This is a genomic window from Streptomyces sp. 13-12-16, from assembly GCF_002114215.1.
Lineage (GTDB): Bacteria > Actinomycetota > Actinomycetes > Streptomycetales > Streptomycetaceae > Streptomyces.
Genome location: NZ_NCTE01001238.1, coordinates 21352 through 33577, shown reverse-complemented (window position 1 = coordinate 33577; position 12226 = coordinate 21352). Strand labels below are relative to the sequence as shown.

The following is a 12226-nucleotide window of genomic DNA, read 5'->3' as shown; positions in this document are numbered from 1 at the left end:
CGGGCGGTGGACGCCGCCGGGACCGTGCCGGACATACTCGTGCACAACCGCCGTGACAAGGCCGCGGCCAAGCGCTTCTTCGGGAAGCTGATGAAGGCCACCCAGTCGGTGCCACGAGTGATCGTCACCGACAAGCCCCGTTCCTACGGCGCCGCCCACCGCGAGGCGATGCCGTCGGTGGAGCACCGTTGTCACAAGGGCCTGAACAACCGGGCCGAGAACTCCCACCAGCCCACCCGGCAGCGCGAACGCGCCATGAAAAGCTTTCCCAGCGTCGGCGGGGCCCAGCGGTTCCTGTCCGCGTCCAGCGGCATCTCACCGCACTTCCGGCCTCGCCGTCACCTGATGACAGCCTCCGACTACCGAGCCGAGATGACCGCCCGCTTCGCCATCCGGGAGCAGGTCACTGGCGCCGCCGGCCAGCCCACCACGACCTGAGTACAGGCCCGAGCCGTGGGCCCACCACGCCCCGAAGCCCCATCAAACAATCACGCACCCAACAACGTGACAACGCCCGTCCACGACCTGTTTCCCGCTCTGCCGCGGCAGAAGTGGAAACGCCGTTCCTGCGGGCAGGGCGCCCACGACCGGCGGATCTACGACCGGGCCCGCCTCGAGGTGCGGCCCTGGCACCGCGAGGACCGCCGGCACTGGGTGCTGGCCCGCCGCAGCGTGAGCAGGCCCGAGGAGATCTCCTACTACATCGCCTACTGTCCTGCCGGCACCACGCTGGATGAGCTGATCCGCATCGCGGGCAGCCGCTGGGCGGTCGAGGAGTGCTTCCAGACCGCGAAGCAGGAATGCGGCTGAACGACTACCAGGTCCGCCGCTATCCCGGCTGGCACCGCCACATGACCCTGGCCATGGCCGCCCACGCCTGCCTGACCGTCCTGCGGACCCGCCAGCTGGACGCGGACAAAGCAGAAACGGATCCTCCCTGCTCATCCACCTCAGCCTCGCCGAGATCAGACGCCTGATCACCCGCCTCACCGACCGTCGGCCCACCCCGGCCGACCACATCCTGCACTGAGCGTTGTTCAACCTGAATTCGCTGGTCACGGGACTGGCGTGGGCGGGGCTGAGGTGCTCGTGCCGGTCGGGGGCGTGATCGGTAGCAGGTGATCATCCGGCGCCTTGCCGGTTCGCCGGAATCACGATGCCGGGCCCGAGTGCCTCGTAGGCTCCGAGGAGAGCCGGGGCCGTTGGCAGCGGGGTTCGGTCAGCCGCTCTCCCGGTAGTTCATGAACCAGTGGGTATCGAAATAGCGGGCCATCGTGAACGGATGGTGCGGGTCGACGAGGATGCGGCAGACGAACTCCGCTGCCTGGCAGTCGAAGGGGACGTCCTCGCCGTCGAAGGACTGGACCACGACGGGCCAACGGTCGGGGTCGTCGCCGTCGGCCCTCCAGCAGTACAGGTCCTCGTGCTCAGTGCCCGCCCAGATGAGCAGACCGTCCTCTCTGAGATTCGTCCACGGCTCCTGGATCAGGTTCAGGAATCCGTCGAAGGCGCCCTCACCGAACGTCTCGACCATGCGCTTGTAGTCGCTCGGCAGCGCGGTGCCCAGGCGCGACTCTACCTCCGCCCAGTCCACGTCCGGCCGCTGGGCGGGCTGTGTCCAGCCGGTGATCCGTCTGAGCCGCTCCATCCAGTCGACGTCCGCGTCCGGAGTGACCGCCAAGGGTTCCGGCACCTCCCGGTGAGCGATCACCAGCACCGGCCGCTCGGCCCCCTCGGCGTCCCGCGCCGTACCCGTGCCGACCCACTGATCCCCGTACGCCCACGCCCGTATCGTCACGGCCCGGTCCTGGAAGGGGACGAGGAGAGCCGCGCCCTTGGACTCGTCGACCGTCGGGTCGGTGAAGCCGTCGAGGACGAGGGTGCGCGGGGCACCGTACCTGCCGTCGAGTAGGTCGGTCAGGTCCTGCGGGTCCAGGTCACTGGGCAGGTACAGGTAGCCGTCCTGCGGGCCGAGTCGGGCCAGCAGGTCGGTGACGGTCGCTTGCGTGAGCTCCATGACGGGCAGTGAAGCGCACCGCACTGACAATGGGCATCGTCCAGCCTGAAGCTGCAGGTCACGGGGCTGGTGTGGACCGAGGCTGGGGTGCTCGCGCCGGCCGTGACGCCTTGACTTCGCAGCTTTGGGTGGTCGTCCGACAGCGTTGGCCCTCGGCGTTCGTCAGCACGAGGAGAGCCCGCAGCAGCGTGGCCGCGGCCGGGCCCGGCTATGGAACAAGGACGAGGTGGACAAGTGGATCGCCCAGCGCAAGCTGTCCCGCTTCCAGGATCACAAGCCGCGCGCCCGCGACCCGAACGAGCTGCTCAACGCCGCCCAGGCATCACGGTTTCTGGGCTACAAGAGCTCCAAGCAGATCACGACCTACGTCCGGGAGCACCCCGGCTACTTTCCCGAGCCTGACGTCATCGAGGAACTCGGCACACCTGAGCGGCCTTACCGCCGGCAGCTGTGGCGGGTGCAGACGCTTTTGGACTGGATGATGACCCGGCCCGGCCGCGGCAAGCACAGCGACGCCAAGCGCTCCGCCGTACTTCCCCCGGATGTGCCCGTCGAGGGCGATCCGGACGAACTTCTGGGGCCTCTCAGGCCGCCGTCCTGCTCGGGTTCAAAAGCATCAACACATTCAGCAGCAGCCTCGCCCAGGGCAACCTGCCACTGCTGAACACCGTGGACGCATACGGCGAGAAGGGCGGATACCGCCGGTGGACGCGCCTACGCGTCCTCGAGCAGGCCGCCCAGCGCAAGGTCAGATAACACAACGGGCGGGGAAGCAACTCGCCCACCGCCCCTCACAGACGCGGTCTCCGGCTATGGGTTGTTGATCCCCGTGCGGGCCGGGTTCCGCAACTATGGCCGGCATGGCGTAGCTCGCCACTACGCCCCGCAGCAGCAGACGCAGCTGCGGACCGGCCATCATCCGTTTCCCAGGGTGTTCGGGCTCGCCCTGCAGGACCGGGCAATGGCCCGCGACGCCAGCCGGCCACCGATCGCATCCTGCGTTCTGTGCAGCTCGAGGAGCCCGTGGTCGGGGGACACAGGGCCGACCACGCGCCGACCACGCGCCGACCACCGGAATGTTTCTCATCCGTGACCGTGGTCGGGCCTTCGTGGTCGGTGGTCTGGTCGGGGCTGGCGGGTTTCCTCACAGGCAACTGATGCCGTCGGTCGAACGGCCCTCGCTCAGCACCGCATCGCCACCACCGACCAACTGCGCCGGATGCTGCGCCCGGACGGCACACGACAGCTGATCTCCCGCGCCCTGAACAAACTGCGCTCCGACGGCTTCACCGACTACACGGTGCTGCCCGGCCCGGACCGCTCCCGCACCCACGCCTGGTACCTCACACCCGACGGCGCGAAACTGACCCGGGACCTGCCCGTCCTGCGGGGGCGGCCGCCCTGCCCGATCACCTCCACCACGGCGGCGTCGCTGAAGACAGCGCACACCCTGACCGTGGTGCGCGCCCATCTGGCCTTCGCCGTCGATGCCCGTCGGCTCGGGCACGAGCACGGCCCCTGGGACTGGACACCCGAAGTGTCGCACTCCATCGGCGAAGGACAACGAGTGGTGGCCGACGCCGTCATGCACTACACCGTCGTCAAGGGCGAACAGCGCCGCAAGCTGCGCGCGTTCGTGGAGGTCGACCGCGCCACCATGAGCGGTGAGCGGCTGGCGGTGAAGCTGATCGAGTACGCCCGGCTGCACCAGTACGAGGCCCAGCCCGCCGGCCGGCGCCGCGCCGCCGCGGAGCCCGGCTGGATGCGCTGGTACCCGGTCCTCCCCCGCCTGCTGTTCGTCCTCACCGGCGCCTCCCGCACCCGGCTGGAGGGCAGGATCAGCGACCTGCAGGCGATGACCGCCCAGCACCCCCTCGTCACCGCGCTCGCCCGCGAGGTACCGCTGGGAGCCGCCGTCCTCGAAGACCTCGAACAACACGGCTCCGCCCACGACATCTGGACGCCCCTGACCGGCGGCACACCCCGCCCCTGGACCGACCTGTAATGCTGCCGGCCGCCCCTGCCGGTGGATACGCGAGCAGACCCCGGGCCGTATCGGTTGTGACTCAGCGCCTCAGATGGCCGCTCTGTATGTCACAGTTGGCCACGTCCCGTGTCCACAGCCGGAAGAAGCGCGCCTGGTGAACTCGATTCCGCAACCGGACGAAGCCGCAGGCGAGTGGCCGGAACGAGTGGCCGCCGTACGCCGCCAGCTCACCGAACACGGACCGCCGCGCAGTCCTAGGGGCGGCCCGGACTTCGCCACCGTCACGCTGCCGGAGCGCGACTGCGACCAGATACGCGACCTCCTGGTGGAAGAGCGCGTCGGCACGGTCGTGGAGATCGGGCTCGCCTATGCCAGCTCGGCGCTGGCAATCGGCGAGGCCCTGCTTCGTACCGGTTCACGAAACCCACGGCATGTGGTGATCGACCCGTTCCAGCACACGGCATACGACGGCGTCGGATGGGAGCTCATGCGCAGCGTGGGCCTGGACGACATCGCCGAGCTGGTGACCGAACCATCGCAGCGCTTCCTCGCCCGGCTGGCCGACGCGGGTTTCGTCGCGGACGCCGCGTTCGTCGACGGCAGCCACCACTTCCACAACGTGTTCGTCGACCTCCACTTCCTGGGCGAGATCGTCCGGCCCGGCGGCATCGTGCTGCTCGACGACCTCTGGTGGCCATCGGTCAACGCTGCCGTGGCGTACTTCGAGACCAACCTGGGATGGCGTCCGGTACCAGGCGCCCTGGCCGACGGGACCACCGACCCGGCCAACGGCAAACCGCGGACCGGCGCCTACCGACTGCCCGACCCGCACCCGACACCCCACTTCAAACAGTTCCGACCATTCTGCTGACCCGGGCGGGACTCACGAAGCCCACCCGAACCGGGCGACCGCGCGACAGTCACACCGATGGCACCGCGTCGAACTTGTGGTCCACTCGAGTGCTCACTGCGGGCCGGACCGCAGCACGGTTGAAAGTCGGGCGCAGGCTGACGGTGACCAAGACCGCGCTGGCGTTCCTCCAGGACGCCCGCCACCGCGGCAATGTATGCCGGCCGCTGGACTGGATCCCCGATGTCCACCATTCCTCGGAGGCGGCGAAGCCGTCATCCCCAACGCCCTCCTCCACTACCAACGCCGCACCGGCCGGACAGACAGCACAGACGGCGCCGGCCATACGGACGGCACGGACGGCGGTAACGGGGACGGGAACGAGGTCAGGGGTGGGGTGATGCTGCGGGCGCTCGTCGAAGTCAACCGGGCAACCATGGGACCGGAACGCCTCGCCGCCAAACTCACCGCCTACGCACGCCTCCACCGTTACACGCCCACGCCCGTGGCCCGGCAGCGGCAACATCCCTCCCCCGAACCAACCCAAGAAAACCGGCGACAGCGCCACCCACTCTTCCCCCGCCTCCTGTTCGTCCTCGTCGCACCGGCCCCGCCGGCATCACTGTCCGCCTCCACGCCCTCCGCATAACCACCCGCGACATCACGCTGGCCGGCTTCCTGCGCAAGGTCCCCGTCCTGGCCACCTCGCTGACCGACCTGCTCCAGCACGGCCCCGCCACGCCCGTCCGGCGGCCCGTTCAGGAACCCGACCACAGGGTCGACTGGATGCACACCCGGAACTCCTAGCCGCCAGGGTCAGGACTACGGCCAGGCATTGCACAGACCCCGACCACAGCTGCCTGAACCCCGACCATGAGGCCTACCACCGCAGGCCACAGCACTGCGCAGGCACTGTGCAGCCGAGCGCTCAGCACCTGCGCAGCCGCACCTCCGGCACGACCACCAACTGCGCAGCGCACCCGCCAGACACCGAACACTCCCGCAGGTGCGGGGAGCAGGTTGTCCGCCGGAACCGGCTCACTATTCAAGCGACGCCCACACCGCACGCGTTTCGACCACGTCGGACGTCAAGTGGAACAGGCAATATCCCTTGTGATGGTCAGAACTCGCAGGGAGTACGGAGACCAGACGGGGGTACACCCACGCGGCAATGGACCATGCCACGGGCAGACCCCTGACCAGGGCTCCTGCCTGTGCCCCGAAGGGACACCGATGCGAAGACCATTCTCCCGCGCCCGCCTGCTGCCGACGCTCGCGGCCTTGCTGGGCTTATCGCTCGGCGCCGCGCCCGTGACACAGGCTGCACCAATGGACGAGGGAACCGTACTGCCGATCGCGTACCACTGCGATCTCGCAGTGGACCCGCTCCACGAGCGGGTGTTCGTCTCCGACTACACCACGGGCAGTGTCCTGGTAGCCGACTACCAGGGCCGCCTGATCCGCACGATCAAGGACCTGCCAGGGGTGTGCGACCTGGAGTTGTCCGCTGACTCCCGCACGCTCTACGCGCCGCTCGCCCTCGGCGACGCCATCAGCGTCATCGATACCGGTACCGCCCGGCAGCGAGCCCGCCATGCCACCGGCGTCGGCACCGCACCGTTCCACGTGGCGCTGAGCGGCCGGACACTGTTCTTCGGTTACGGAGAACAGTGGGAAGCGAGCATCGGCTCGCTCACACTCGGCACCTCCACCCCGAAAGTGCGTCTGAGGCTCATCCCCGAGGGTGACTTCAGCGGTGCGCCGCTCCTGGCGACCTCTCCCGCAGCACCGGGAACTCTCGTCGCCGGAGACCAGAACACCTCTCCAGGCCAGCTCTCGGTGTACGACGTCTTCGGGGAAAGCCTTGTCCTTCACGCGACGGTGCGCGGGCCCGGCGGCAGCTCCAACTTCAGCGATCTGGCCATCACTCCGGACGGCAAGAGGCTGCTGACCGCATCCGGGGCGCCCTACCACCACCCCTCGTTCCGGCTGCCGGACCTGGCCGAGGAGCACACGTATGCGAGTACGTCGTATCCCAACGCCGTCGCGGTCTCCTCGCGCGGCGACGTCGCAGCCGGCGTGAACAGCATCGAACCCGACCCGGACGTATACCTGTATCGGGCCGGGGCCGACTCTCCCTACCGCACGGTGTCCCTCGCTCCGGCCACCGGATTCGACGCCGGCTACCTGCGACACCGTGGTCTCGCATGGGCACCGGACGGAACCCGCCTGTTCGCGATCAGCGGGCACAACGATGAGGAAAACCTGCGTCTCGTGGTCATACCGTCAGCACACCAGCCGACTGCCGGCTAAGACTCCGCGGTGGCCCTGCCGACGCCGATGCGACGTCGGCAGGGCCACGACCTCCGAGTGCAGTCGGCACGTCATCAATACATCAGCTCGGCAGGGTCGGGACGCGCGGCCCGGCCCCAGGTGCTGGCCGCACCGTCGCGTGTGGCGGTCCCGGCACGCGGTCAGATACCGGACAGCGAGATGCGACTGCGGCAGCGGATCGTCAAACTCAAAGAGCTTGGAGAAAGCGACAAAGTCGAGCTCAGGCAGCTTCAGGCCGACCACGAAGCACTCGTCCGGGTTGTGCATCAACTCACCGTTGAAAATAGGCAATCGCGCACTGAAATCGGATGGCGTCCCACTGTGTGGTGTAGGGGATCTCCGCAGTTGAGCGCGCGTGTTCTGCTCCCCCGGGTGCACCGCCTGCCGGTGACTGCTCCCTGCTCAACTGGCAGGCCACCGTGCAACTGTCCGGAGTGAACGGGCGGTTCGACCCCAGGGGGTGCACGGTGGCCTTGTCCCGGCATGACCTGCTTCGCCTGCTTGAGTCACTACGTTCGGCCGATGGTCTTGAACTCGTCCGGGAGGTCGCCGAGCGGCTGCTGCAGGAACTGATCGAGGCGGAGGCCACCGCGAAGATCGGTGCCGAGTGGGGGGGGAGCACACTGACACCCGCACCACATGGCGCAACGGCCACCGGGAGAAGACCGTGACCACGCAGGCCGGCGACCTCGAGCTCGCGATCCCGAAACTGCGGGCCGGAAGCTTCTTCTCCAGCCTCCTCGAGCGCCGGCGGCGCATCGACCAGGCCCTCTACGCGGTCGTCACGGAGGCCTACGTCCACGGCGTCTCCACCCGGTCGGTCGATGACCTCGTCAGGGCCCTGGGCTCCGACACCGGCATATCCAAGAGCGAGGTCTCCCGGATCTGTGCGGACCTGGACGGACAGCTCGACGCCTTCCGGACGCGCCCGCTGGACCACATCCGCTTCCCCTACCTCTTCCTCGACGCCACCTACGTCAAGGCCCGCGTCGACCACCGCATCGTCTCCCAGGCCGTCGTCATCGCCACCGGCGTCACCCAGGACGGCGGCCGCGAAGTCGTCGGCGTCATGGTCGGCGACAGCGAGACCGAAGTGTTCTGGACCCAGTTCCTGCGTCACCTGCGCGAACGCGGACCGAGTGGCGTCCGCCTGGTCATCTCCGACAGCCACAGCGGCCTGGTCAAAGCACCACGGTCGGCACGAACCTGCTCGAGATCGACCGGTGGGCAAAGAAGACGATCGCCGAGGCAGGGGCGCGGTCCTGCTACGTCGACTACGCGCCCTCCTTCGGACGCGGCCCGTTCGGCCACTACATCTGCACGGCCGTCAACGACGCCATGCTCCACGGGCTCCCCCATGACTACACGCTCGCCGACGGAGCCGAAATCCTCACCATGCCCAAGCAGGCGCAGGCGTGAGACCGCGGAGCACCATTACGTCGGCCGCCCGGACGAGGTGATCTTCGAGCCTTGGCCATAGACGCAGGGGCGCCCGTACACCTGGTTGGCGGCCGCGGCGTGCCCCGGGGAGACCGAGGCAGCCTTCTCCTGTGCGCGGTCCTCTCAGAGGTGAGCTTCTTCCTCTCGCCTGTCGAAGCCTTCGCGTGCGCGCTCGATTGCGGGCATGTTCTGTGAGGCCCACGCCAGCAGCACGTCGACGGGGTGCCGGAGGGTCTTGCCGAGGGGCGTGATCCGGTACATGACCGCCACGGGGCGGGTGGAGACGACCTCGCGCTCGATCACGCCGTTGCGTTCGAGCCGCCGCAGTGTCGCGGTCAGCGACTTCTGCGTGACCTGGGGAATGGCCCGGCGCAGTTCGTTGAAGCGGCACGGGCGTTCGCAGAGCTCGTTGAGGACGCTGAGCGACCACTTGTCGAGGATCTGGTCGAGCAGTTCGCGGTGCGGGGCATCGATGCGGAGTTCGTCGTCGGTATCCATGGCGAAACCTGGTCTCGTTGAAGTGTCCTTATTCCACTAGGTAGCTTACGGATACTTCATTCGAAGGAGAGAAAACCATGACTGTTCAGTACTTCACGCCGGAAGGCATGCTGCAGCCGGTCCCGTACCACCACGTCGCCGTGGGGACCGGGACGAAGCACGTCCACGTCAGCGGGCAGATCGCACGCCGGGCCGACGGGACTCCGGTCGCACCCGGTGATCTGGCCGGGCAGGTCGCCCAGGCGCTGCGCAACACCTCCGTCGGACTGGCAGGCGCGGGCGCGTCGTTCGCAGATGTGCTGCGCCTGACGTTCTACGTGACCCGGTGGAGCCCGGAAAAGATCAGCGACCTCATGGGCGGCGTGGAGGCCGTCGCCGAAGAGATCGGGCTCCGGCTTCCCCTGCCGCCATCCTCTCTCATCGGTGTCGAGTACCTCTTCGAACCGGATGTTCTCGTCGAGGTGGAAGCGACCGCACTCCTCGACTGATCTTCGAGACGATGCCGCCCGGACATGCCTTTACGCGGCCGTCGCAAAAGGGCGGCGGTGGTTGGCCTGCTGCCGCTGGCGGCCGCCAGCGGCAGCCGATGACGGCTGAAGATCCTGGTGCCGAGGTACTCGCACCGCAGCAGCCGGCTGCCCGGACGTCATCGTCAAGTGCCGGCCCCTGCCTACTCCCAGGCGCCGGCAGTGTGGACATGCATTGACTTCCTCCCCTCCTGAAGGAGAGGAATTCCTACGGCTCGCGCCGTAGGGGTTTCTGCTTCATCGCCGACTGCCCGCTCGGAGCACTCCGTTGAGGTCTTGCACCAGCTCCACAGACAGACACTGCCAGCCCGGCAGCCAGGATGTTCTTCGCCGCGTTCACGTCCCGGTCGTGGGTCCTCCCGCAGTCGCACGTCCACTCCCGGACGTTCAGCGGCATCTTGTCCCCCAGGGTGCCGCAGGCGGAGCACAGCCTGGACGAGGGGAACCAGCGGTCGACCGCGATCACTTCGCGCCCGTACCACTGGGCCTTGTACTCCGGCATGCTCCGGAAGTCGGCCCATGCCGCGTCGCTGATGGCGCGGGCCAGCTTGCCGTTCTTCACCATGTTCCGGACGGCGAGGTCCTCGATCACGATCGTTTGGTTTTCACGAACGAGCCGAGTGGTGAGTTTGTGCAGGTGGTCACGCCTGCGGTCGGCGATGTGGGCATGGGCCCTGGCGACCTTCCGGCGTGCCTTGGTCCGGTTCGCTCCGTCGCCCCTGGTCTTGCGGGCGAGCTGCCGCTGGGCCTTGACCAGACGGGCGTGGCCGCGCCGCTCGTGCCGGGGGTTGGAGACTTTCTGGCCGGTGGAGAGGGTCAGCAGGTGGTCGAGTCCGACGTCGACGCCGACGACCGCATCGGTGGCCGGGAGCGGCTGAATGGTTGGGTCCTCGACCAGCAGGGACACGTACCAGCGTCCGGCCGTATCCTGCGGCACGGTCGCCGTGGACGGCGACGCACCCTCCGGGAGCGGACGGGACCACACGATGTCCAGCGGATCCACCATCTTCGCCAGGGTCAGCCGGCCGTCTTTGAACCGGAACGCGCTGGTGGTGTACTCCGCCGACTTCCGCGACTTCTTCCGCGACTTGAACCGCGGGTACATCGCCCGCCTGCCGAAGAAGTGGGTGAACGCCGTCTGCAGGTGGCGCAGGGCCTGCTACAGGGGGACGGAGGAGACCTCGTTGAGGTACGCGAGTTCCTCGGTCTCCTTCCAGGCCGTCAGCATCGCCGACGTCTGGTTGTAGTTCACCCGCTCCTGCCGCGCCCACGCCTCCGTGCGGGCGGCCAAGGCCAGGTTGTAGACCTTCCGCACGCAGCCGAACGTGCGCGACAGCTCGACAGCCTGCGCATCGGTCGGACAGAAGCGGTACTTGAACGCCCGCTTCACATGAGCGGTCCTCGCACTTCCCATACTGCCGCATCAGCCCGTGACGGACGTGGGCAGTTGGGGCAGACGCCGGTCCGCCCTGGCGGCGAACCGGCGTCCCTCGCCCTGCTCCGCAGGAACTTCGTTTCCTCCCCGCCCTCAAGGACGGGGTATCCACGAAGGAGAACCTCGATGAAGGACGTGTCTCCAGCGGGGTTCTACTTGGATTCGACTCGTCCTATCGGATCGGGACCGGTCGTCAGTGCCTCGCGTGCGGCCTGCCATGCGGGGTCACGGGAGTGAAGCCGGGTACGGAGGTAGGCCGCGGTGAGCCGGGCGAGGGCGGCGACTCGTTCGGGGTTCTCGTCGGTGGTCTCGGCGGCGTCGTAGCCGGCGATCCCGCCGAGTCCGTGCTCCGCGCCGAACAGGGTGAGCAGGGTTTTGGGTCCGGGGGCGAGGGTGTAGGGGTCGGCGTGCCAGTCCGGACCCATGTCCGTGAAGTGCCGGGAGTCGTCCTTCTCGCCGGCGACGACCAGCGCGGGTGTGGTCATGGTGGAGAAGTCGATGGTCCGGAAGACCGGCAGCGCGTCGGCCATCGGTCCGTTGAGGACGTCGCCCCTGCCGGGCGCGGCAAGCAGCACGCCCGCTTTGATCCGGGATTCGAGGAGGCTCACCTCTCCCCCTTCGTCGGGGTCGGTGACCTGAGCTCCGAGCAGGAGGCTGGAGGTGAAGCCGCCGAAGGAGTGCCCGGCGACGGCGACTTTGGTGTGGTCGATCCGTCCGGAGAGCAACGGTACGGCTTTTTCGATCATGTCGAGTCGGTCGAGGATGTGGGACATGTCCTGGGAGCGCGAGCGCCAGAAGAAGGGCGCCCCGGGTGCGTCGGCGACCAGGTGGGTCAGTGTCCTGGAGGTGAGGTGGGTGGGCTGGATGACCACGAATCCTTGAGCGGCCCACGCGTTGACGAGCGGCGCATAGCCGTTGAGCGAGGAGAGGTTGTTCGAGGGGCCTTGACCGTGGGAGAGGAGGATGACGGCGAGACCGGTTCCGGTCGCGGGTGCCGAGACGCGTACCTGGAGGTCCACGGGACGTCCCGGCACGGGGAGGATGACGGGGCTGAAGGACAGGACCGGGGCGGACTTGCCCCAGGCATCGGCGCTGATGGCGGTGCATGTACTCACGAGTGGGTTCCTTTTCGACGTCC

Annotated in this window: 8 protein-coding genes and 5 pseudogenes; 9 read left to right on the top strand and 4 right to left on the bottom strand. The window is 68.1% G+C overall.

Annotated elements, in window-relative coordinates; genetic code table 11:
- Together B7767_RS38535 and B7767_RS38530 are read left to right on the top strand one after the other, a co-directional pair.
- Nucleotides 1–438 (top strand): DDE-type integrase/transposase/recombinase (locus tag B7767_RS38535; protein WP_143652889.1); only part of this gene is annotated, 438 nt, incomplete at its 5' end.
- Nucleotides 439–501: 63 nt separating this feature from the next.
- Nucleotides 502–977, top strand: a pseudogene (locus B7767_RS38530) (IS701 family transposase); the annotation flags it as partial.
- A 242-nt stretch (nt 978–1219) separates the two neighbouring features.
- On the opposite strand, the gene B7767_RS38525 reads toward B7767_RS38530, so the two are convergent.
- Nucleotides 1220–2017 (bottom strand): SMI1/KNR4 family protein, encoded by a 798-nt coding sequence (locus tag B7767_RS38525; RefSeq protein ID WP_085576027.1) that lies wholly within the window; start codon nt 2015–2017, stop codon nt 1220–1222.
- Between the two features lie 226 nt (nt 2018–2243).
- Here B7767_RS38525 and B7767_RS38520 point away from each other — a divergent pair, with 226 nt between their 5' ends.
- The 6 genes and pseudogenes from B7767_RS38520 to B7767_RS48780 all read left to right on the top strand — a co-directional run.
- Nucleotides 2244–2681: a hypothetical protein gene (locus B7767_RS38520; RefSeq protein WP_306298043.1), complete on the top strand. Its 438-nt coding sequence runs from the start codon at nt 2244–2246 to the stop codon at nt 2679–2681.
- A 507-nt stretch (nt 2682–3188) separates the two neighbouring features.
- Nucleotides 3189–4022: pseudogene (locus B7767_RS38515) on the top strand (replication-relaxation family protein); the annotation flags it as partial.
- 73 nt (nt 4023–4095) lie between these two features.
- The gene (locus B7767_RS38510) at nt 4096–4875 is read left to right on the top strand and encodes a class I SAM-dependent methyltransferase (protein ID WP_085576025.1); all 780 of its coding nucleotides are present in this window, start codon (nt 4096–4098) and stop codon (nt 4873–4875) included.
- Between the two features lie 1212 nt (nt 4876–6087).
- Nucleotides 6088–7167 carry a hypothetical protein gene (locus B7767_RS38500; RefSeq protein ID WP_256923723.1) on the top strand — a complete coding sequence of 360 codons (1080 nt, stop codon included), beginning with the start codon at nt 6088–6090 and terminating at the stop codon, nt 7165–7167.
- Between the two features lie 488 nt (nt 7168–7655).
- Nucleotides 7656–8377 (top strand): annotated as a pseudogene (locus B7767_RS38495) (IS256 family transposase); the annotation flags it as partial.
- Nucleotides 8377–8586 (top strand): annotated as a pseudogene (locus B7767_RS48780) (type I methionyl aminopeptidase); the annotation flags it as partial. The pseudogenes B7767_RS38495 and B7767_RS48780, both read left to right, overlap by 1 nt.
- 165 nt (nt 8587–8751) lie before the next feature.
- Here B7767_RS48780 and B7767_RS38485 read toward each other — a convergent pair.
- Nucleotides 8752–9126 carry a helix-turn-helix domain-containing protein gene (locus B7767_RS38485; protein ID WP_085576024.1) on the bottom strand — a complete coding sequence of 125 codons (375 nt, stop codon included), beginning with the start codon at nt 9124–9126 and terminating at the stop codon, nt 8752–8754.
- Nucleotides 9127–9203: 77 nt separating this feature from the next.
- On the opposite strand from B7767_RS38485, the gene B7767_RS38480 reads away from it, so the two are divergent.
- Nucleotides 9204–9614 carry a RidA family protein gene (locus B7767_RS38480; protein WP_085576023.1) on the top strand — a complete coding sequence of 137 codons (411 nt, stop codon included), beginning with the start codon at nt 9204–9206 and terminating at the stop codon, nt 9612–9614.
- A 247-nt stretch (nt 9615–9861) separates the two neighbouring features.
- Here B7767_RS38480 and B7767_RS38475 read toward each other — a convergent pair.
- Both B7767_RS38475 and B7767_RS38470 read right to left on the bottom strand, forming a co-directional pair.
- A pseudogene (locus B7767_RS38475) lies at nt 9862–11067 on the bottom strand (RNA-guided endonuclease InsQ/TnpB family protein).
- A 173-nt stretch (nt 11068–11240) separates the two neighbouring features.
- Entirely contained in the window at nt 11241–12203 is a 963-nt protein-coding gene (locus B7767_RS38470; RefSeq protein ID WP_085576022.1) for an alpha/beta fold hydrolase, read from the bottom strand.
- Between the last annotated feature and the right edge of the window lie 23 nt (nt 12204–12226).